Genomic DNA, 21,426 nt, shown 5'->3' on the forward strand with positions numbered 1-21,426 from the left:
GCCACACTGACTTATCGAGGTGTTTATGAAGAACAAACTGAGTACTGCGAATCCTCTTAGGTTGTTGGTCCCGGGACTGTTACTCCTGACCCTGGGCTGTTCGCCGGCCGATGAAGCAGCGCCGACACCGGTCACCGACACCCCGCCGACAGCCACAACCGGGGCGGAGGCACAGACAGCACAAGCGCCAGCATCAATAGATGCGTTCTTCTCCGAATTCACCGCTGACTGGGTACGCGCCAATCCCAATCAGGCTATCAGTGCCGGGTTTTTCGAAGGGGAAGAACAGAATCAACTGGAACAACAGGTCACTCCACTGACGCTGGAACAAGAGCAGCGCATCATCACCCTGGCACGCGAGGGACTGGCGCAACTGGATAACTACGACCTGGATCAGGAAAGCGACACGACCCGTATTTCAGCCGATGTCATGCGCTGGTCCTTGCAACGCGTCGTTGACAATGAGCCCTTTCTCGATTTCGATTTTCCGCTGCAGCAGATGAACGGGGCCAACGTCGGTCTGGTTAACCAACTGACAGTCGTGCACCCTCTGCGCTCAGCCAATGACACCGACAACTACCTGACCCGTCTGCAATTAATGGATGAGCGCATGCGCGAAGCAACCGCAGAGGCGGCACGACGCTCTGCAACCGGCATTCGTCCGCCTACATTCATTCTACAGACCACCATTGATCAGATGGACCGTTTCATCTCCGACGAGCCGCGCGACAACCCGCTGGCTACGACTTTGTTCAACAAAACCGAAGACGTTGACGGCCTGACTGAAGACCAGCGTATCCAGCTACTCGAGCGCGCGGCAGGCATCGTTGCCGACGAAGTGTATCCGGCCTGGCGCGATGCCATTGCCGAACTGCAGGCGCAGTTGCCACTGTCTACAAATGATGCCGGCCTGTGGAGTCTGGAAGGCGGCGATGCGTACTACGAAGCCCAGCTGCGACGCTTCACCACCACTGACCTGAGCGCCGATGAAATCCATGAGATCGGTCTGCGCGAGGTGGCACGTATCGAAGCGCAGATGGATACCCTGATGCGCCAGATCGGACTTGAAGAAGGCAGCGTGGAAGAGCGCTCTGCCATTTTGCACGAACGTCTCGCCTATGAAGACTCCGATGCAGGCCGAGCTGCCCTGATGGCCGATATCGAAACCTACCTGCGTGATGCCGAAGCCCGCGCTGAAAGCCTGTTTGATAACCGCCCCACGACGCCAGTCATTGCCCAGCCCTACCCCGAGTTCCGCTGGGCGAATGCGGCCGCATCTTACACCTCGCCACCGCTGGACGGATCCCGTCCCGGCATTTTCCAGATGCCGCTGCGCCTGGACAGGCTAAGCAACTTCACGCTGCGCACCCTGGTTTATCATGAAACCGTGCCAGGTCATCATTTTCAGATTGCGCTGATTACCGAAAATACAGAACTGCCCCGTTTCATGCAGATTCGCGCCTTCGGCGGCATCTCGGCCAGCTCTGAAGGCTGGGCGCTGTACGCCGAACGACTGGCCGCCGAAGAAGGCTGGTACGAAGATGATATCGAAGGCCTGCTGGGGCAGCTGGACTCCGAGTTGTTCCGCGCCCGCCGCCTGGTGGTCGATACGGGTTTGCACGCCAAGCAGTGGACGCGCCAGCAGGCCATCGACTACGGCATTCCGCCCAGCGAAGTTGACCGCTACGTTGTATTCCCCGGCCAGGCAACGTCATACATGATTGGTCAATTGCGCATCATCGAACTGCGGGACCGGGCGCGCGAAGCGCTGGGTGACGATTTTTCCATGCAGGAATTCCATAACGTTGTGCTCAACCTGGGCGTGGTACCGTTGACGGTGCTGGAGCGCGAAGTTGATGCTTACATTGCTGCTAAAACAGAGGTCTGACTATGAAACTCATTACCCCGGGCATGATCGTCGGCACGATCGTCGGTACTGCCGCCGGCACCCTGCTGTCGGCAGCGAACGCCGATGAACAGGCGCTGCATGACATTGCAACGGCCACATCGGCGCAACGACTGCAGCAGGACATCACCACGCTGGCCGGCTTTGGTACGCGTCACACGCTGTCTGAAACGGACTCCGATACCCGTGGCATCGGTGCTGCCCGGCGCTGGATCAAGGCCGAATTTGACAAGATTTCAGCGGAATGTGGCGGCTGTCTTGACGTGTTTTACGTCAGCGACATAGTCTCCGGCACGGCTCGCGTGCCAGACCCGGTCGAGGTGGTCAATGTCATCGCCATCCAGCGCGGCAGCGACAACCCTGACCGATTTGTGATGATGAGCGGTGATATCGACAGCCGTGTCAGCGACATCATGAATTCGACCAGCGACTCGCCCGGCGCCAATGACAATGCAACAGGAATGGCAGGCACCATAGAGGCGGCCCGCGTGCTGAGCCAGTACACCTTCCCCGGTTCCATCATCTATGCCGGGCTGTCAGGCGAAGAGCAGGGGTTGAACGGCGGCGCCATCCTCGCTGCCCATGCTCGCCAAAACAACTGGGACATCAAGGCCGTCATCAATAATGACATGATCGGCAATATCCGTGGTATCAACGGCGTCATCAACAACACCACAGCGCGGGTTTTCTCTGAAGGCACACGCTATGTGGAAACCGAAGAGGAAGCGCGGCAACGACGCTTCCAGGGCGGTGAGGTCGATTCTGCGTCACGCAATATGGCACGTTATATTGACGACATCGCCGACCAGTATATCCCCAACCTTGATGTGATGATGGTCTACCGACTGGATCGATTCGGCCGTGGCGGTCATCACCGCCCGTTCAACGAAGCCGGATTCCCGGCGGTGCGCATCATGGAAACCAACGAGAACTATAACTGGCAGCATCAGGATATCCGGGTCGAAGACGGCATCGCCTACGGTGATGTGCTGGAACATGTCGACTTTGATTATGCTGCCAAACTTACCGCCCTGAATGCGGTGACCATGGCCGCCATGTCATGGGCGCCGGCACCACCCGACAATGTCAGTATCAGCGGTCAGGTCAGCCCTGACACCACGCTGAGCTGGGACAAGGTGCCTGGTGCAACGCAATACAGACTGCACTGGCGTCTGACTACCGATGCCCAGTGGACGCACTCCCGCACCGTAGGTGATGTAGATGAGTTCACGCTGGAGAATGTTGTCATCGACAACTACTACTTTGGTGTCTCCAGCGTTTCTGCCACTGGCGTGCAGAGCCCGGTCGTATTTCCCGGCCCTGCTGGCGCCTTCTGACATGGCTGTTTTATGAAGCTTACTCACCCGGGTGGTAGGTGCGCACCGCCCGGGCGTCGACATCCTCACGGTAATAGGCGACATCCTTGAATTCACGGTCCACGTAGCGCTGCGCCTGGTCATCAAAGTGTGGCGAAGCCGGATCGGAGCTTTGTCCGCCGGCGAGCAGGCTTTTGGCACGGACCCGTTCACCGAACTCAACCACCGCAATAAAACTGTTGCCGGATGACCCGTAAATGCGATTGGTGCCCGGATAGGCGCGCGCACCGAAGGAGGCCAGCGCCCCCCAGCGCGAAGACGCCATGCCTACCGGCAGGCTTGGGGCGTTGTCGCTGTAAGGATGATCAATGTCCCCGGTGATACGCTGATACCGGTTAACGTCTCCCCAGGGCGTATTCCAGGTGCCAAATGCCTCATTCAACTGTAGCAAGGTGGCGCTGAACACTGACAGTCTGTCTACCGCGTCACTGTCCGTGCCCAGCCAGTTGATCTGTTCCATCTGGCTCAGCCCGTCCGGCGTGTCAATTTCCTGCGCGGCATTCATCCCGTAGAAGTGTGCCAGGGTCATACCCACCGAATCCGTGCTGACCCGATAGTCCCAACTGCGCAGCGCTTCGATGGCCTGCTCCAGATCGGGCCAGTCCGGCTCCAGCGCTTCCCAGGCACTGATCAAACCCGGCACCAGGTATTCAAAGCCGTTGATGTAGGGATCGTAGGCCAGCTCAATCAGGGAGTCGATGGTCATATCCGATGTATCCTGCAACAGCCTGACTGCCTGCAGACCACGGAAATTTTCCGCATCTGGCGCCATATACACCGGATAATCCTCGCGCAGAGGGCTGTTGGCGCCCGCCATGGTAAATGGCGTAGCGTTGGTATTCTGCAACCAGCCGTTGGGCGGATTCACCATCATCACAGTTTCATCCACCTCGTGCACGCCCTGCCAGTCTGTCGCGGGATTGCTGCCGTCTACTGGTCGAGAATAATCAAACTGCGAGTCACGACGGGGCATAAAGTTGCCATGAAAGTAGGCGATATTTCCTTCAGCATCCGCGAACACAGTATTGTTTGAAGAGTTGGTGCGAATATCCATCATCTCCATGAACTCATCGTAGTTCGCCGTTTTCATACGCAGGTAGGACTGCCGCAGCGCATCGACCGAGTTCCAGTTGATGCGGGTTACCGCCCACTGATCGCCCACCATGTGTGTCACCGGCCCCTGATGCGTCATGTAGCGGGGAAAGCTGCGCTCCTGCATGGCGCCACTGTCATCGCGGTAACTGAGTGTGATATTTGATACCGCAATGGGTCGCAGGTCATCACCATAGCGATAGAACAGGTCATCACCCTCCTGCACCACGTCATGCAAGAACTCATCCATAAAGTCAGCGCCGGTGGATGTATGCATCCAGCCCGTGGTTTCATTAAAGCCCTGATAGATAAAAAACTGGCCCCAGGTGGCAGCACCATAAGCATTCAGGCCCTCATCGCTGACAATATGATATTCGCCTCGGAAAAAGAAACTGGTATGCGGATTGATCAACAGCATGGCATCACCAGAGGCTGTGCGTGAACCCGCCAGCGCGAAACCGTTGGATCCGACGGGCTCATCGTGAATCGACTGCGCCAGCGTTTCCGGCTCAACACTGGCGAGCGCGACCGGTTCGGCCCCCGAATAAAATGCCTCAATGCCGCGCAGGGGTATTTGTTCTATGTCACCACCAATGGAGCCTTCAAAAAAATAGAACGGCATCCAGGACTCAAAGCGCGTCAGCAATTTTGGTTGCACCTCTGGATGGGTCGCCAGGTAGTAATTCAATCCATCCGCAAACGCATCGCTCAGTTCCCGCAGCCAGCCAGGTGCAGATGCATAGGCAGCACGCGCCTCTTCCTCGCTCATGTAGAGCTTTGCTCGCAGATCACTGAACAGGGCTGACTCGCCTTCGACTTCCGCCAGCCGACCAATGGCCCAGGTATAATTACGTTCGATACGCGGAAAGTCATCCTCCGCCTGGGCATACAGAAAACCGAACACCGCATCAGCATCGGTTTCTGCGTAGATGTGCGCCACGCCGTAGTCATCACGCTTGATGGTCACCCGCTCAGCAATGTTCTGCAGCCGCTGCAGCTCGGAACCAACGGTATCGGATTCCGGCGCCGAGCAGGCAGTGAGCACCACAAACAGGATGAGCAGCAGATATTGATGTGTCGAGCGCATACAACCAGTGAAGCGGAACATGATGTATCTCCGTTATTCTTGTTTTGCAACAGGATCAATAGTGGGGGCCGAAAATTTTTCGGTAAACAAATAACTGACAAAACCCAGCGCGATAATCACCGCAGCCACACCTGCCTCTTGTGGCCGATTGAAGGCAATGAAACTCAGCGTCCAGATCATGATGGCACTGTAGATCAACGGTGGCAACGGGAACAGCCAGGTGCGGTAGCTGCCAGCTTGTTTGTCTACTCCTTTTCTGAAGCGCAATACAAATACGCCCAGTACTGTAGCCAGAGAACTCAGGCCCAGAATAAAACCGGAGAAAACCAGTACCGACTCAAATGTCGACGTGACAATAAACAGAATGGTCAGACCACCCTGCGTGTAGACTGCTGCTCTCGGCACACCGCTGCTGTTACGCATGGCGAGCCGACGGAACAGTCGAAAGTCTTCACCCATCACCTGCAGTACACGAGGGCCCGCCATCAACATGGCGCTGACCGTTGAAATCAACAGCAGGGACAACACTCCCCCCATTACCAACGCGCCGGTACTGCCAAAAGTCGCCTGCGCCACGACGACGCCTACCTCCAGCCGACCTTCCAGCTCAGCCATTGGCACCGCATACAGAAACGCAGCATTAAGTGCCAGATACAACAGTATCACGATTGACGTACCGCCAATCAGCACCAGCGGTACTGATCGCGCCGGATTCTCTATTTCACCGGTAATATAGGTGGCAGCGTTCCAGCCCGTATAGGCATAATTCACGTAGATCAGGGAAATGGCAAAGGCACTGCTCATCAGTAGCGTGCCATCACCGTCGCGTGGCAGAACATGCACCTGCTGTGGCGCATCCACGGTTGTACCTACCAGCAAGACAAAACCGATAATCAACAACACCTTGAGGACGGTAAACCAGTTCTGCAACCCCCCGCTGGCTTTGTGATTCTGCCCGTGCACAAAGGTTACCACGGCAACCAGGGCGAGTGCTGCCGTCATTCTGTTGATGGAAAACAGGTGGCTGACCGACGAATCAAGGTAGGCGGCAAAGGTCATCGCGGCAAGCGCGGTCGGAGCCGCAAAGCCTACGGTCAGCGAAACCCAGCCCGAGACAAAACCAAGCGAAGGGTGGTACAGCTGACTCAGGAAATTGTATTCGCCACCAGAGCGCGGCAGACGACTGGCCAGCTCGGCATAGGTCAGTGCGCCGCACAGTGCAGCTAATCCACCGACCAGCCATAACATCAGCAGCACGAAGGTCGATTTGATATCGATGATCTGATAACCCAGACTGGTAAAGACGCCGGTGCCAACCATATTCGCTACCACCACCGCAATGGCAGTCGCCGGTGTATACTTGGCGGACGTTTGCGTCCGTGGGTCCACAGACGTGTCTGGTTGAGCATTCGGCTGAACACGTGTTTTTATCAACAGTCGGACCTCGTTGGCGATTTTCGGGCAAAATTCCCGTCAAAGCCTCATAATATGACTGAAGCCTGCGCAGGGAAAGCTGAAATTGTACGCGACTGTCCTGCGCACCATAAGGATGGATTGAATGATAGAAAACATACAAACGTCGCTGGCAAATTTTGTAGTCCCCGATTCCATGTTGAGCCTGCTGATCAGCACTGGCTTGCTGATTTTAAGTATTCTGGTAATCCGGGCACTGGTGTCGCGCTTTATCAAGCGCCAGGTCGATTCGCTGGAACTGCGTCGACGCTGGCTGGTGCAATCACGCAACGGCCTCATCCTGCTGATGCTGCTGGGCCTGGTACTGATCTGGGGCGAAGAGCTGCGCACACTGGCCCTGTCGATCGTCGCTATTGCTGTTGCGTTTGTGGTCGCTACCAAAGAGCTCATCATGTGTATTACCGGGTCCATTCTCAAAGCCGGTGCGGGGTCTTTCAGTATTGGCGACCGGATTCAGATCAAGGAGTTCCGCGGTGATGTCATCGACCAGAATCTGCTGGCAACAACCATTCTGGAAGTGGGTCCGGGCAAACTGACGCACCAGCGCACAGGGCGCATGGCGGTGATACCGAACGCGCTGTTTGTATCCGAACCCGTCATTAATGAAAGCTTTACCCATGACTATGTACTGCACGTGTTCACCGTGCCATTCAGGCGCGACGATGACTGGCGCGGAGCGCAGCAGGCCATTGTGGAGTCGGCCCGCAAGCAGTGCGCGCCCTTTCTGGAGGAGGTCCGTCGTTACATGAACCGCATCAGCGTTACCCGCGGTCTTGAACCACCGTCGGTCGATCCACGGGTGACCCTGCAAGTACCGGTGGCTGGCGAAATTCATTTGATTGTGCGCGTGCCCGCCAAATCCGGACAACGCGGCTTTATTGAACAGGCTATCATGGCGGAGGTGTTCCAGAATAACGACTATCTGCCCAGGCATCCGGCGGCTGTCACCCCTGATACCCGCGATGCCGGGCACTCCGATGCCAGCCCTTCATGAGGCTGGCGGTGAAGCCGGAGACACCTTCTCGGCCGCCTCGCCCACCAGAATGGACAGAGCACCATCGCAGGTGACGTTGCAGGCAGTACCAAAGCTGTCCTGCGCCATGTACAGCGCTATCATCAGCGCGACAGCGGTTTCGCTGAAGCCGAGCATGCTTCCCAACAGTCCTACCGCCGCCACGACCGCGCCACCAGGCACGCCGGGGGCTGCCAGCATGACAATGCCTAGGGTCAGAATAAACGGTACTATGATAGTCAGTGACGGTATGTCCAGACCATTGTAAATTGACATCACTGCCACCGCGCAACTGACTATGGTGATGGTTGAACCTGACAGGTGAACCGTGGCAAACAGCGGCACTGTGAAATCAGCCACATCCGGCTTGACCCCGTTATTTTTGCTCGCCTGCAGCGACACCGGGATGGTGGCCGCGCTCGACATGGTGCCCAAGGCGGTAAAATACGCCGGCAGCATGTTCTTGATCAGGCTGATGGGTGACTTGCCAACCTTGATACCTGCCAGGGTGAACAACACCACGATCCAGGCCCAATGCAACACCAGGGCCATGACTAAAACCACACCGAAGGTGCGCAAGGTGCCGAACACCGTGCCGGCCGCCGCCAGTTCAGCAAATACACCCGCGATATAGAGTGGCAGCAACGGAATAATAATTTTTACCAGCAAACGCTGAATGATATCGCGGCCCTGATCAGACAGCTCTTTCAGCTGCATTGACCGGGTAGCGGCGATACCAACGCCGAAGATGAAGGCCAGCGCCAGTGCCGTCATGACATCAAACACCGGCGGTATGGTGAGCTCAACATACGGCGCCAGTGTTACCTGTCCGGTTGCGACCGTTGCCGACCCGGGCGACGTCAACAAGGGCACCAGGATCGCTGCCACCACAAAGGCCACGGTACCCGCCACCAGAGTAGACAGATACGCCAGACCCAGAGAACGTCCCAGCAGGCGTCCGGCGTTTCGTGGCAGGGCTGCAATGCCGCTGGTAATAAAGAACAGAATCAGCAGGGGAATGGTGAAGAAGAGCAACTCGCCGAACAGGGCTTTGAAGGTAATCAAAACCTGCGTTAGCGCATAAGGGGCAAAAAGTCCGATTAGTATGCCGGCCACAATGCCCGCAATCAGTTTTAATATCAGTTGCATGACGTGCTCTCGTGATAATGTCTGGCTTGGGTAACTGACAGCAAAAATACACAGTCAGGCGTTAAATTACCAGCAACGGCGGAGGGTAAATAGCACAACAAATCGCATTATCCTGTGTTCCGGTTATCGTACCTTGCGTCAAATTGACTCATATCTGGCGCTAACGCATAATCGGGACAGTCTTACGGCTCCTGCACCGGAGCCTGTCCGTTACTTAAAACCCGTTTTCAAGAACGACTATAAGAACAACACCGAGGTTATTCACCCATGAAACTGACTCTCCATACTCTCCATACAACCGCAGCCCATACAACCGCAGCGGCCGCCCTGCTGCTGGCGGGCTCCCTCACGGCCATGGCCGATGACAGCTCCATCAACATGAAAGACCCCGCAACATTTGGCATTGATCAGGCGGAAATTGCAGGTATCCGGTCGCAAATGCAGGCTGCGGTTGATGGCGATCACATTGCCGGCGCTCTGCTCCTGGTCGGCAACAACGACGGTGTCGGTTTGCTGGAAACTGTCGGTACTCAGGGCCCCGGCGACGCCACAGCCGTTGATGAACAGACCATTTTCCGCATTTATTCAATGACCAAACCCATTATCAGTGTCGCCGCCATGTCCATGGTAGAGGACGGTCTGCTCAGCATTGACGATCCGGTTGGCAAATACATTCCGGCCTTCAATGAGCTGGAAATCATCAACCAGGAAACCGGTGACACCCGTCCGGCGCAGAATGTGATGACCGTAGCGCACCTGTTGACACACAAATCCGGCCTGGTGCAATCCATCTTCGCCATGGGCACGACCCTGGGTGGTATGTACGAAGCCAACGTGCCGTCTGATGGCAGCGCCACCGCCCGCGAAGTCGCTGACAGTCTTGGCAACTTGCCGTTGCTGTTTGAGCCTGGCACGGCCTGGCACTACGGCCACTCCACCGACGTGCTCGGCGCTGTCCTGGAAGTCGCCGCCGGTCAGACCCTGGATGTGATTCTGAGTGAACGCATTTTTGAACCCCTGGGTATGGACGAAACCACCTTCTATGTGCCAACAGACAAGGCATCACGTATCGCGGAACCGGTGTACGGCACCATGAGCGACAACACCATCGTGCGCCCGATGCTGTCCGGCGGTGGCGGGCTGAATTCGACCACAGAAGACTATGTGCGGTTCGCCCAGATGTTACTTAATGATGGTGAATATAACGGTACGCGTATTCTCGAGGAGGAAACGCTGGCGCTGATGCAGGAAGAGCAGATCACCGACGATGTATCACGGGAGTACTTTTTCTATGGCGATCGCGGCGGCTGGAGCCTGGGTTTCCATCTGCAGCCGGTTGATGCATCCGACCCCGAAGGTCCGAGCAACTTTGGCTGGCGCGGTATTGGCGGCACCTTGCTCCTGGTTGATCCGGCAAACGACTTCTTCATGATTTACATGGAACAGAAACGTGGTGGTCCACGCGGCGCGCCGTTTGACAATAACGTCGCTCAGCGTGTGGTTTACGAGGCCATTGATTGATTCAGGCATCCAGCCTGGATCCAAAAAATCCTCTGATTCCGCAACTTCATATCCAGACAAAAAAGCCGACTGCACAGTCGGCTTTTTTGTTTATCCTGCTTTAATCTGCACCTGCCAGCCCTGCCCGTTTTGATCGGTTAATTTTAAAACGTTTTAGTATTCTTCACCAATCCTCGCCCGTATTCACCAATATAGATGGCGCCCGGCGGTGCGCCCGGCCTTCATACAGGCATGCTATCCGACTGTTTTTAAAGATCTATTTATTTATTTTTCAGCTTGGCCCCAATTTTGCTAATCCAGGTGGCTGTCTTGTTTTTTCAGCCTGGTTTTTTACGGTCTGGTTTTTTCCGGGCAGCTATTTTACTGAGGGCTTTAAACCTTGACCGCCAAAGCTACGTCTCAACATGACGGACGTCCGACAATGCGCCGTCGCCAATCTAACGTTTAATTGTATCGGTACAAAAATGAAAATCAGCGATACCTCTTCTCAGGATGTAGCCATCACCCCGACCAACAGCCGCAGAAAAGTTCTTGTTGTTACCGTTGCTGTCGCTCTCGTTATGTTACTCGCCTGGATCAGTGTGCCCGCGATACAGCGCTGGACACAGGCAGAGCAATCAGTTGCCGCTGAACGCCTGCGCTTTTCCCAGGTCGCGTACGGCGATTTTGTTCGTGATGTGACCGTACAGGGCCGTGTTGTCGCGGCTGTCAGTCCGACTTTGTTTGCCAGTCAGGCCGGCACCATCACGTTCTCCGTCGACGCAGGCGATGCGGTTATTGAGGGCCAGGTACTGGCAACCATCGACAGCCCCGAAATGCAGAATCTGCTGTTACAGGAACGGTCCCGCCTGATGTCCCTGCAGATTGAATATGACCGCCAGCGTATCGCCAATCAGCAGGAAATACTTGAGAACACCCGCGCATTCGACTCCGCGACGATCTCATTAAAGGCCGCGCAACGCGAACTGACCCGATCGGAACTGGCGCGCGCGCAAGGTGCCATCACCGCAGTGGATTACGAACGTGCGCGCGACAACCTGGAGACCGCCCAGGTCATGCACAAACACGCGGAATTGAATACCGAGCTGGACAACGAACGTCTGGCATTCGAGTTGCAGACCCGGCAACTGGCAGTGGAGCAACAGGAACTGCTGGTACAGGACCTTGCCCGGCAGGTTGACGAACTGGCTATCCTGTCGCCTGTCAGCGGCATCGTCGGCAATCTGCTGGTGGATCAGAAAACCAGCGTCGCCCGTAACCAGGCGGTGCTAAGCGTCGTTGATCTGTCTGCCTTCGAGATTGAAGTACAGGTACCGGAAAACTATGTCGGAGACCTGGCTATTGGCATGCTTGCAGAAGTCCGGGCCGGGGCACAGGTGCAGAGCGCTACGCTGGTCGCGGTGTCCCCCGAAATCGTGGACAACCAGGTATCTGCCCGACTGCGTTTTGATGGTCCGGTACCCGACGGACTGCGACAAAATCAGCGCCTGACCACACGCATCCTGCTCGAGGAAAAAAAGGGTGTGCTCATGGTTCAGCGCGGACAATTTCTGGAGAGCGGCAGCGGAAGACTGGCGTACCGGGTCGTCGATGGTATCGCTTACCGCACACCTATTGTCATCGGTGCCACCAGCCTGTCATCCGTTGAAATTCTTGACGGCCTAAGTCCTGGCGACACCATCATCGTGTCGGGCACCGATGCCTTCGACGATGCTGAAACTGTATTGATAAACAACTGACAACAGGGAGAATCCAAATGTTAAAAATGACACACATACGCAAGGTATTCCACACCGACCTGGTTGAGACGCATGCCCTGCGTGATATCTCACTGGACGTCGCCGAGGGTGAATTTATTACCATCACAGGGCCCTCTGGTTGCGGCAAGACCACATTTCTCAATATTGCCGGGCTGCTGGAAACCTGGACCGACGGTCAGTATCTGCTGGACGGTGAAGACGTCGCCAAACTGGGTGACTATCAACGTGCCAAATTGCGCAACCAGAAAATCGGCTTCATTTTCCAGAGCTTTAATCTGATGCCCGACCTGAACCTGTTCGATAACGTTGATGTGCCTTTGCGTTATCGCGGTATGAAGGCGGCAGAACGCAGAGACCGCATCGACCGCGCGCTGGATTCAGTGGGCCTGTTGTCGCGCAAAAAACATTTGCCTTCACAGCTATCGGGCGGACAACAACAGCGAGTGGCAATTGCCCGTGCGCTGGTAGGCGAGCCACGTTTCTTACTGGCTGACGAACCCACCGGAAACCTGGATTCCAATACCGCCGAAGGCGTCATGGAATTGCTGCAAACCATCAATGCCGCCGGTACCACGATTATCATGGTGACACATGACCCGTCACTGGCCAGCCGTAGCGCCCGAAATATTCACTTCCTGGACGGTCGCATTGCCGATCCAGACCACTTAAACACTGCTGCCCAGCTCCACATAGCCAGCTGACAGGGAGATACCACATGTTCATTTACTATATCCGACTGGCGCTGCTGAGCTACCGGCGCAACCCTGTGCTCAGCTCGCTGATGGTGCTGGCAGTGGCGATTGGCATTGGCGCTTACATGGTCATCTTCACACTCAACTATTTTATGGGCGGTGATCCTATACCACATAAAAGCAAGCAATTGTTTCATGTCCAGCTCGACTACGGTGACCCTGCCTTCGCCGACTTCGATCCACCCCCGCAGCTGACCTACATCGACGCCACCGCATTGCTTGATCTGACCAGCGCGTATCCCAGAACAGCAAGCTCAAAATTTGTGGGCGTCGTGGAACCACAAAATCGGGAAATACGTCCGTTCTCGGTCAATGGCCGTGGCAATTTCAGTGATTTTTTTACCATGTTCGACATCCCGTTTCAGTACGGCAGCGGCTGGGACCGCAGCGCTGACGAGAATCGCCAACAGGTCATTGTGCTGTCCAGCGAGTTGAACAACCAGCTGTTCGGCGGTGCCAACTCGGTGGGTGAAACCGTGCATTTACATGGCTTTAATTTTACCGTTGTCGGCGTGATGGACAGCTGGTCTCCCGTACCCAAATTCTATGATGTCAATAATGGGCCTTTTGACCCCATTGAAGAAGCCTATATACCCTGGCACCTGATTATCTCCCTGCGCATGGACAGGTCCGGCAATACCAACTGCTGGGCAGCGCCCGAAGGCGATGGTTTTCAGGCGTTCCTGAATGCCGAATGTGCCTGGATACAGTTCTGGGTAGAATTACGGGACAACGCAGCCCACGAGGATTACCTGACTCTGATAAACAACTACGCAGCAGAACAAAAGTCATTCGGTCGTTTGCAACAACCGGTGGATAAACGCCTGTTTGATGTAAATGAATGGCTGATCGAGCAGGAAGTGGTACCGGATGAAACCCGCATTCTGTCGGCGCTGGCTGCCATGCTGTTGGCCGTTTGCCTGCTCAATACCGTGGGATTGCTGTTATCCAAATTCCTGGGCAAAGCCCCCGAAATCGGAGTTCGCCAGGCACTGGGTGCGCACAAGGGGTCATTGTTTATCCAGCACGTGATTGAGGCAGGTGTCATTGGCGCCGTGGGCGGCGTGCTCGGCCTGGGGGTCGCTGCGCTAGGCCTGGAAGGCATCAAGGTCTTGCTGGGAGATCTGATGGTGTCCGACTGGATGCATCTCAACGTGACCGTGGTTGTGATCACGATAGCGTTGGCCATTGTCTGTACGGTGATTGCAGGTCTTTATCCGATCTGGCGGGCCTGCACAATCAATCCTGCCATCCACCTTAAAATGCAGTAGGAGAAACGTATGGAATTCGGACCCATTCTGCGCGCACTGTCGCGCAACAAACTCGGTGTCATCCTGATTGCGTTACAGATCGCATTCACCATGACCGTCATCGTCAACGCCGTTTTTATTATCAATCAGCGAGGTGAATTGATGCAGCGACCAAGCGGGCTTGACGAGGCCAGTCTGTTCCACCTTCGCAGCATCGGATTCGGACAGAATTTTAATGAGGAAACCAGTGTTGCCGATGATCTGTCACGCCTGCGACAGACACCCGGCATTGTTGACGCCACCGTGATCAATGCCCTGCCGGTCAGTGACAGTGGATCTTCATCCGGCTTCACCCTGGATCCGGGCAATCTTGAGTCGGTCGTACCCTCGGCCATCTATTATGCCGACCACCGAAGCCTGAACACCATGGGCCTGGAGTTGATTGCCGGCGTCGATTTTGAGGTATCAGATGTACTGGTACGTGAGTCATCCAGCAATACCAATGCCGATTCTGTCATCATTACCCAGGCGCTGGCAGAACAGTTGTTTCCCGATGGCTGGCAGTCTGCTGTCGGACAATCCATTTATACGCCCTCCCAGCAGGCCATTCGTATCATCGGTATCGTACGCCGTCTACAGGCCCCCTGGCCGCAATGGTCCGACATAGAAAATTCAGCGATATTCCCTGAAATTGTGATAGATGGCTCTTCCTTGTACCTGATTCGTACCGAGCCAGGAGAACAGGACAGATTAATGCCAGCCGTTGAGGAAATGCTTGCCGCCAGTAATCCGCAGCGCATACTGCGTCAAATGCGCACGATGGCGGAGACTCGTGAAGAGAGCTATCGCATCGACAGCGTGATGACTCGTATTCTGACTGTAGTCATCGCCACGCTGGTGTTTATTACCGCCATGGGTATCGTGGGTCTGGCCGTGTTCAGCATTAACCGGCGCAGAAAACAAATTGGTACCCGGCGGGCACTGGGCGCAACCCGTGGTGCAATTCTGCGCTATTTCCTGCTGGAAAACGTGATGATTTCCAGCATGGGAGTCGTGTTTGGTGCAGTCCTCACCATCGGTTTCAACATGTTTCTGGTACAGACTTTCAATATGCCGAGAATCGACTGGTACTACACACCCGCAGGCATGCTCGCGCTGATTCTGGTTGGTCTGTTGGCGGTGATAGGACCCTCACGGGCAGCGGCGCGTATTACGCCCGCGCTGGCCACACGCTCAGTCTGACAATCAGACCGGTGTTTTACACGGGGATATTGCAATGCGATGAAAAGCGGAGCAATATCAACCCGTTCCGGTTCTCGCATGCATTCTTGCGAACCGGATAAAACAACAATAAAAAGGAACTCACATGAGCACTGATTCTCACTCTGCCGATCAGGTAGCTGACACCTCTGCGGCTGCCACTGCCACCATGCGCAAGGTCGCACTCACCTCCCTCGCCGGTACCAGCATTGAGTGGTATGACTTTTTCCTGTACGGCACTGCCGCAGCACTGGTGTTTCCCATTGTGTTTTTCCCGTCCGACATGCCGGTCATGGTCGCGTTGATTGCGTCTTTCAGTACCTTTGCCGTCGGTTTTGTTGCGCGACCGCTGGGCGGTATCATCTTTGGCCATTTTGGCGACCGGCTGGGCCGCAAAAAAATGCTGGTCATTGCATTAATGATGATGGGTGTTGGCACCACGCTGATCGGACTCTTGCCGGGTTACGCGACGGCCGGGGCCGCTGCGCCCATCATGCTGGTGATTCTGCGCTTTGTGCAGGGGCTGGCCATTGGCGGTCAATGGGGCGGCGCCATGTTGCTGGTCACGGAAACCGCGCCGCCGGAAAAAAGAGGCTGGTACGGCGCATTTGCGCAGGCCGGCGCCCCCATCGGTGTCATTCTCGCCAACCTCGCCTTTCTGATCATCAGTTACTCGGTGTCCGAGGAGGCCTTCATGAGCTGGGGCTGGCGCATCCCTTTTATCGCCAGTGTGATTCTGATCGGCATCAGCATGTATGTGCAGCTACACCTTGAAGATACACCGGCGTTCAAGGAGCTGGAGAGAATCAAACAACTCAAGCATCACGGTGAAGATGTCATGGCGCCCGAAGAAGCCTTCAGTAAAGTGGCTGCTGACAGCTCTGTGGTCAATATGAAGCGGTCTCCGGTGCTGGAAGCCTTGCGTTTGTACCCCGGCAGAATATGCCTGGCGGCTGGCGCCTTTTTGTCCATCCAGGTGACGTTCTATATCATGATCGCGTTTGTTGTCGCCTACGGCAGCAGCGCAGAGGGGGTCGGCCTGTCGCGCAATACCCTGCTGGCGGCGGTCCTAATTGCGTCGGCCATTCAGGTACCGTTTCAGTTCTGGGCAGCAGGTTACTCGGACCGACACGGTCGTCGCGGCATCTTCATGCTGGGCGCGGTACTGACTGGTGCCTGGGCGTTTGCCCTGTTTCCCATGGTGGAGACCGGTAACTTCTATCTGATCACACTGGCCATCACTATGGGGCTGGGTTTCATGGGTCTGCAGTATGGCCCCCAGGCGGCGTTCTTCACTGAACTGTTCTCTACCCATGTGCGTTACTCGGGAGCCTCGCTGGGTTACCAGATAGGTGCCATTGTTGGCGGTGCACTGGCGCCGACCATTGCTGTTCTGTTGTGGAATCAGTATGGGATCGTTTATGTATCGGTGTACATGGCGATTGCATCGGCACTGACGCTCTGGTCGGTGTGGATGCTAACAGAGACACATGGCACTGACATCCACGCAGTCGGTTGACTATCACGGGTGGTTACGGCTGACCCGGTGCCGGGTCAGCCGAACGTTTGATCAGCAAAGACATTACTTTTGTTCGTAATGCCCCATTAACATGCCTGTTGCCAGAATGTGACCATCTATGGCTTCCAGCAGGTCGGTCTTGTTGAGACCTGCCGGCAGATCAAGCGCTGCGTCCAGTGCATAAATGCGGAAATGGTAGGCATGCAGTTTGCCATCGGCAGGCGGGCGAGGACCAAAGTAGCCTGTCATTCGGGCGCCGTTGACACCATTGATCATGCCCTCCAGCGCGGGAATACCGCTAACCTCGGCATCCTTGCTCAGACCTTCCGGCAACTCCGATGCATCGGCGGGGATATTGTAGGCTACCCAATGTACAAAGGGCTGCGGTGTTGGTGCTATCGGATCGTCCATGACCAGCGCCAGCTGTTCAGTGCCTTCCGGCAGATTGCTCCAGCTGATCTGCGGTACGGTATTGTCACCGTAGGCCGAGTACGCCAGTGGCACCATGCCGTGGTGGTCAAATGCAGTGCTGCTGACGGTGATGGTATCTTCCATTTCTGCTGCCGACAACAATGCCGGCAGGGCAAACAGGCTGAGGGCAATCGCCCCTATTGTGAGTTTAAGTGTTTTCATTATCCGGACTCCAGGGTGATTTAAAACGGTTCTGACTTCGCTGATCAGAATAGAGCAGGTGTCAGCGTAACTCAACGCGTAAAGCTGGCATTTGCGACGACACTATTGTCTGGCTCGGTGTAGCGTGACAGACTGCGGGACTGACTACACAAGATGTGCGACCGATATGACAAATGCATCACCCGACAAGGCTGGCATCAGCAGCTTGCTGCAGGCAGCCCGTTTTGTTTTACCGTACAAAAAGCAGATTCTGCTGGCCGCCGTTGCGCTGTTATTCACGGCAGGGCTGACGCTGGGCCTGGTGCAGTATGTGCGCATCATTGTCGACTCCGGTTTTGTCGCCGGTTCCGCGCAGTCGTTGAGCGGCGCCATCCTGGGCTTCCTGGTCGTAGCCATATTGCAGGCACTGGGTACCTTCGCACGCTTCTACTGGGTATCCTGGCTCGGTGAACGGGTCACCGCGGATATTCGCAAAGCCGTGTTTGATCATTTGCTGACCATGCACCCGGCGTATTTCGAGGATAATATCAGCGGCGAAATACAGTCGCGCATCACCACAGACACCACACTGCTGCAAACCGTCATCGGCTCCTCGGCCTCCATCGCCTTGCGTAATACCCTGTTGCTGATCGGCGGTGTCATTTTTCTGTTCATTACCAACCCACGTCTGACCAGTGTGGTGCTGCTGTGCATCCCTTTGGTCATTGGCCCTATCATTATTTTCGGGCGACGGGTGCGTAACCTGTCAAGACGCACACAGGATCAGATCGCCAACGTGGGGGCCTATGTCGGGGAAAGCATTCAGCAGATCAAGACGGTGCAGGCTTACAATCATCAGAGCGAAGATCAGCGCCTGTTTGCCGGCCACGTAGAGAATGCGTTTAATGTAGCACTATCACAGATCCGCTCACGATCGTTGCTGATCGCAATTGTGATGACACTTGTTTTTGTTGCCATGGCCGCCATGATCTGGGTCGGCGGGCAGGATGTCATCAACGGTCGCATGAGCGCCGGGGAGCTGACTGCGTTTGTGGTTTATGCGGTGATGGTTGCGTCCGCTGTAGGCGCCATCAGCCAGGTGTTTGGCGACCTGCAGCGCGCCGCCGGGGCGACCGAACGCCTGATTGAACTATTGAACGCAGAGTCTGCTATCAGCGCGCCGCTGACACCCGAACCGCTGCCCGCAAACGTGCAGGGAAGGCTGCAGTTCCGGGCACTACGCTTTTGTTATCCGACGCGCCCGGACACGCCGGCGCTGGATGGTTTTGAACTCGACATCGAGGCTGGCAGCAGTCTTGCTCTGGTGGGTCCGTCCGGCGCAGGAAAATCCACTCTGTTTGATCTGCTGCTGCGTTTTTACGACCCCCTGAGCGGCCGGATTCTACTTGACGGAGTTGACATTCGGGCGTTGGACCCAACCGAATTGCGACGGCATTTTGCCCTGGTCAGTCAGCAGCCCACTATTTTTACCGGTACGGTTGCGGACAATATCCGATATGGCTGCCCTGATGCCAGTGACGATGAAGTGCACGCCGCTGCCGATGCTGCTTTTGCCAGCGAGTTCATTACACGCCTGCCGGACACCTGGGACAGTCAGCTTGGCGAAGCAGGTATACGTCTGTCCGGCGGACAGAAGCAGCGCCTGGCCATTGCCCGGGCAATACTGAAGGACCCAAAAATTCTGCTGCTGGATGAAGCCACCAGTGCTCTGGATGCTGAAAGCGAACGTACTGTTCAGGTAGCGCTGGAGAAGTTAATGCAGGGGCGCACTACGTTGATCATTGCTCATCGTCTGGCAACGGTGCGCAATGTCGACCGTATCGCTGTCATGGAAGCGGGTCGATTGATTGCCACCGGCAGTCACGACGAACTGCTGAACACCAGTCCCCTGTATGCTCGTCTCTCGGCCTTGCAATTTGATACGCACCTTTGAGTATTGATGACCTACACAAGGCGGAAACAATGACCACACCACAGACCCGCGCGCACGCCGCGCTCAGAGCCCTGTTTGTCGGCGACGCCCTTGCCATGCCGGTGCATTGGTATTATCGCCCGGCGGACATTTTCCAGCAGTTCCCCGGTGGTGTGCAGACGTTTCACGACGCGCCGTCATTCCATCCGTCCTCCATCATGTCACTGCATTCGACCTCGCAGGGTGGGCGCCAGGGCGCGACAAAGAATCCCGGACAAAAGAGCGGTCGAGACATCGTCGGCGATGTCATTCTGAAAGGCAAGCGTCAATACTGGGACGTTCCCAATCAGCACTACCACCAAGGCATGCGGGCCGGCGAGAACACCCTGAACGCTCATTGTGCCCGCGCCGTGATGCGCGCGATCACAGCCAATGCGGGGCAGTACGACGCCGGCATGTTTGTTGAACACTACATCAGTTTGATGACTGCAGATCCACCCGAGCACCCCGACACTTATGCTGAATCCTGTCACCGCGGTTTTTTTGCCAATCTGGATCAAGGCAAAGCGCCATTGCTTTGCGCGGCGGTAACACATGACACACCGTCCATTGGTGGCCTGGTCACCATCGCACCCATCGTTTTTGCTGAGCGCCTGCGAGGCCGTTCGCTGGAAATTGTGCAGGAACTTTGCCAGCAGCACCTGTTCCTGACTCATCCCGATGATGGGATGGCCAGGATATGCCGGTCTTACGTTACGCTGCTCGACAGTCTGTTGTTCCGCCCCGAACACGCGGATGTGATGCCACTACTGGCCCAGGCAGCCAGAGACAGTGTGGGACTGGACCTGCCCCGCCTGCTTGCTCAGACCCGTGACGATAGCGACGTACTGGGACGCAAATACTCCATTGCCTGCCACATCGACGGTGCCTGGCCGGGGATTCTTTACCTGGCTGCCCGCTACATGAATGACAGTATGCAGGCGCTGATCGCCAACACCAATCTGGGTGGTGACAATGTCCACAGAGGCGCCGTGCTGGGTGTCATTGCGGCGCTTTGCGACGCATCACCGCAAGTGGACATGCTTTTTCAGAGGCTGGCAGATCATCGGCCGCTAAGCCAGGAAATCGACCACATCGCGGCATCACGGAATTGACGCCTGCCCCGGCGACAATACGGCCGCTACTTCACCTTGTTGGTCGACAGGCGTATGATCGGCATAACAATCATTGAGCGGAATTCAATTGGATATCATGACCACAGACCACGATGCCAAACATGTCCGAATGAGCACCCTTCTTGCCGGCCTTGGCGCTTTGCCTTTTCTGGTCAGCAGCCTGCTGCTCACCCTGGGCGTTTACAACCTGCCCTTGCTGGGCAGCACTGTCGAGATATTACGCAGTTATAGTCTGGCCATTGCTGTGTTCATGTGTGGCATTCACTGGGGTCAGTATCTGCAGGACACACAGGCCAGAAATCTTAATCTGTTGATGGTCAGCAATGTATTGACCCTGATTTGCTGGCTGGCGTATCTGGTCGCGTCATTCGTGGTTTATTTTGTTATCGTTATTGCGGTTTTTCTGGCGCTACTGTGGGTTGATTATCGTTTGCACAAAGCGGGGAGGATCACAGCGCGCTACTTCAGAATGAGGCTGGCGGTGACGGCGGTTGTTTGTGTTTCACTCGCTCTGCCACTGAATTTTTGACAATAGCAGCGCTTGCCCCC

At 55.9% G+C, this 21,426-nt stretch carries 16 protein-coding genes; 12 read left to right on the plus strand and 4 right to left on the minus strand.

Annotated features, from left to right (window positions below; genetic code table 11):
- Positions 1 to 25: 25 nt before the first annotated feature.
- Together WD071_RS06185 and WD071_RS06190 are read left to right on the plus strand one after the other, a co-directional pair.
- Entirely contained in the window at positions 26 to 1,888 is a 1,863-nt protein-coding gene (locus tag WD071_RS06185) for a DUF885 family protein (protein ID WP_368047479.1), read from the plus strand.
- A 2-nt stretch (positions 1,889 to 1,890) separates the two neighbouring features.
- Complete coding sequence (locus tag WD071_RS06190) at positions 1,891 to 3,243, plus strand: M28 family metallopeptidase (RefSeq protein ID WP_368047480.1); 1,353 nt, start codon at positions 1,891 to 1,893, stop codon at positions 3,241 to 3,243.
- Positions 3,244 to 3,262: 19 nt separating this feature from the next.
- Here WD071_RS06190 and WD071_RS06195 read toward each other — a convergent pair whose 3' ends face one another.
- Together WD071_RS06195 and WD071_RS06200 are read right to left on the minus strand one after the other, a co-directional pair.
- On the minus strand, positions 3,263 to 5,482 hold the full coding sequence (locus WD071_RS06195; RefSeq protein WP_368047481.1) for a penicillin acylase family protein: 2,220 nt from the start codon (positions 5,480 to 5,482) through the stop codon (positions 3,263 to 3,265).
- Between the two features lie 12 nt (positions 5,483 to 5,494).
- The gene (locus WD071_RS06200; protein ID WP_368047482.1) at positions 5,495 to 6,850 is read right to left on the minus strand and encodes an APC family permease; all 1,356 of its coding nucleotides are present in this window, start codon (positions 6,848 to 6,850) and stop codon (positions 5,495 to 5,497) included.
- A 169-nt stretch (positions 6,851 to 7,019) separates the two neighbouring features.
- Here WD071_RS06200 and WD071_RS06205 point away from each other — a divergent pair, with 169 nt between their 5' ends.
- Positions 7,020 to 7,928: a mechanosensitive ion channel domain-containing protein gene (locus WD071_RS06205; RefSeq protein WP_368047483.1), complete on the plus strand. Its 909-nt coding sequence runs from the start codon at positions 7,020 to 7,022 to the stop codon at positions 7,926 to 7,928.
- Here WD071_RS06205 and WD071_RS06210 read toward each other — a convergent pair.
- Positions 7,923 to 9,095 carry a dicarboxylate/amino acid:cation symporter gene (locus WD071_RS06210; RefSeq protein ID WP_368047484.1) on the minus strand — a complete coding sequence of 391 codons (1,173 nt, stop codon included), beginning with the start codon at positions 9,093 to 9,095 and terminating at the stop codon, positions 7,923 to 7,925. The genes WD071_RS06205 and WD071_RS06210 overlap by 6 nt on opposite strands.
- A 267-nt stretch (positions 9,096 to 9,362) precedes the next feature.
- Between WD071_RS06210 and WD071_RS06215 the strand changes: the two genes are divergently transcribed.
- From WD071_RS06215 to WD071_RS06240, 6 genes are all read left to right on the plus strand, one after another.
- Positions 9,363 to 10,616 carry a serine hydrolase domain-containing protein gene (locus tag WD071_RS06215; RefSeq protein ID WP_368047486.1) on the plus strand — a complete coding sequence of 418 codons (1,254 nt, stop codon included), beginning with the start codon at positions 9,363 to 9,365 and terminating at the stop codon, positions 10,614 to 10,616.
- Between the two features lie 464 nt (positions 10,617 to 11,080).
- Positions 11,081 to 12,355 carry an efflux RND transporter periplasmic adaptor subunit gene (locus WD071_RS06220; RefSeq protein ID WP_368047487.1) on the plus strand — a complete coding sequence of 425 codons (1,275 nt, stop codon included), beginning with the start codon at positions 11,081 to 11,083 and terminating at the stop codon, positions 12,353 to 12,355.
- A 17-nt stretch (positions 12,356 to 12,372) separates the two neighbouring features.
- Positions 12,373 to 13,077, plus strand: coding sequence for an ABC transporter ATP-binding protein (locus WD071_RS06225; RefSeq protein ID WP_368047488.1), 705 nt, complete (start codon positions 12,373 to 12,375; stop codon positions 13,075 to 13,077).
- Between the two features lie 14 nt (positions 13,078 to 13,091).
- Complete coding sequence (locus WD071_RS06230; protein WP_368047489.1) at positions 13,092 to 14,399, plus strand: ABC transporter permease; 1,308 nt, start codon at positions 13,092 to 13,094, stop codon at positions 14,397 to 14,399.
- A gap of 9 nt (positions 14,400 to 14,408) precedes the next feature.
- A complete protein-coding gene (locus WD071_RS06235; protein ID WP_368047490.1) occupies positions 14,409 to 15,620 on the plus strand; it encodes an ABC transporter permease in 1,212 nt (403 codons plus the stop codon).
- A gap of 124 nt (positions 15,621 to 15,744) precedes the next feature.
- Positions 15,745 to 17,157 (plus strand): MFS transporter, encoded by a 1,413-nt coding sequence (locus WD071_RS06240; protein WP_368047491.1) that lies wholly within the window; start codon positions 15,745 to 15,747, stop codon positions 17,155 to 17,157.
- A gap of 63 nt (positions 17,158 to 17,220) precedes the next feature.
- On the opposite strand, the gene WD071_RS06245 is transcribed toward WD071_RS06240, so the two are convergent.
- On the minus strand, positions 17,221 to 17,790 hold the full coding sequence (locus WD071_RS06245) for a YbhB/YbcL family Raf kinase inhibitor-like protein (RefSeq protein ID WP_368047492.1): 570 nt from the start codon (positions 17,788 to 17,790) through the stop codon (positions 17,221 to 17,223).
- A 166-nt stretch (positions 17,791 to 17,956) separates the two neighbouring features.
- Between WD071_RS06245 and WD071_RS06250 the strand changes: the two genes are divergently transcribed.
- The 3 genes from WD071_RS06250 (at position 17,957) to WD071_RS06260 (ending at position 21,406) form a co-directional block, all read left to right on the plus strand.
- The gene (locus tag WD071_RS06250; RefSeq protein ID WP_368047493.1) at positions 17,957 to 19,723 is read left to right on the plus strand and encodes an ABC transporter transmembrane domain-containing protein; all 1,767 of its coding nucleotides are present in this window, start codon (positions 17,957 to 17,959) and stop codon (positions 19,721 to 19,723) included.
- Between the two features lie 29 nt (positions 19,724 to 19,752).
- Positions 19,753 to 20,856, plus strand: coding sequence for an ADP-ribosylglycohydrolase family protein (locus WD071_RS06255; RefSeq protein WP_368047494.1), 1,104 nt, complete (start codon positions 19,753 to 19,755; stop codon positions 20,854 to 20,856).
- Positions 20,857 to 20,986: 130 nt separating this feature from the next.
- The gene (locus WD071_RS06260; protein WP_368047495.1) at positions 20,987 to 21,406 is read left to right on the plus strand and encodes a DUF3429 domain-containing protein; all 420 of its coding nucleotides are present in this window, start codon (positions 20,987 to 20,989) and stop codon (positions 21,404 to 21,406) included.
- Positions 21,407 to 21,426: the final 20 nt, after the last annotated feature.

The sequence above is a fragment of the Pseudohongiella sp. genome, from assembly GCF_040877505.1.
Taxonomy (GTDB): Bacteria; Pseudomonadota; Gammaproteobacteria; order Pseudomonadales; family Pseudohongiellaceae; genus Pseudohongiella.

What these genes read in the sequence shown, in the direction of transcription:
- WD071_RS06205 (WP_368047483.1), top strand. Translation starts at nt 7,020, where the DNA reads ATGATAGAAAACATACAAACGTCGCTGGCAAATTTTGTAGTCCCCGAT.
- WD071_RS06255 (WP_368047494.1), top strand. Translation starts at nt 19,753, where the DNA reads ATGACCACACCACAGACCCGCGCGCACGCCGCGCTCAGAGCCCTGTTT.
- WD071_RS06235 (WP_368047490.1), top strand. Translation starts at nt 14,409, where the DNA reads ATGGAATTCGGACCCATTCTGCGCGCACTGTCGCGCAACAAACTCGGT.
- WD071_RS06245 (WP_368047492.1), bottom strand. Translation starts at nt 17,790, where the DNA reads ATGAAAACACTTAAACTCACAATAGGGGCGATTGCCCTCAGCCTGTTT.
- WD071_RS06260 (WP_368047495.1), top strand. Translation starts at nt 20,987, where the DNA reads ATGAGCACCCTTCTTGCCGGCCTTGGCGCTTTGCCTTTTCTGGTCAGC.
- WD071_RS06225 (WP_368047488.1), top strand. Translation starts at nt 12,373, where the DNA reads ATGTTAAAAATGACACACATACGCAAGGTATTCCACACCGACCTGGTT.
- WD071_RS06185 (WP_368047479.1), top strand. Translation starts at nt 26, where the DNA reads ATGAAGAACAAACTGAGTACTGCGAATCCTCTTAGGTTGTTGGTCCCG.
- WD071_RS06230 (WP_368047489.1), top strand. Translation starts at nt 13,092, where the DNA reads ATGTTCATTTACTATATCCGACTGGCGCTGCTGAGCTACCGGCGCAAC.
- WD071_RS06210 (WP_368047484.1), bottom strand. Translation starts at nt 9,095, where the DNA reads ATGCAACTGATATTAAAACTGATTGCGGGCATTGTGGCCGGCATACTA.
- WD071_RS06220 (WP_368047487.1), top strand. Translation starts at nt 11,081, where the DNA reads ATGAAAATCAGCGATACCTCTTCTCAGGATGTAGCCATCACCCCGACC.
- WD071_RS06190 (WP_368047480.1), top strand. Translation starts at nt 1,891, where the DNA reads ATGAAACTCATTACCCCGGGCATGATCGTCGGCACGATCGTCGGTACT.
- WD071_RS06215 (WP_368047486.1), top strand. Translation starts at nt 9,363, where the DNA reads ATGAAACTGACTCTCCATACTCTCCATACAACCGCAGCCCATACAACC.
- WD071_RS06240 (WP_368047491.1), top strand. Translation starts at nt 15,745, where the DNA reads ATGAGCACTGATTCTCACTCTGCCGATCAGGTAGCTGACACCTCTGCG.
- WD071_RS06195 (WP_368047481.1), bottom strand. Translation starts at nt 5,482, where the DNA reads ATGTTCCGCTTCACTGGTTGTATGCGCTCGACACATCAATATCTGCTG.
- WD071_RS06250 (WP_368047493.1), top strand. Translation starts at nt 17,957, where the DNA reads ATGACAAATGCATCACCCGACAAGGCTGGCATCAGCAGCTTGCTGCAG.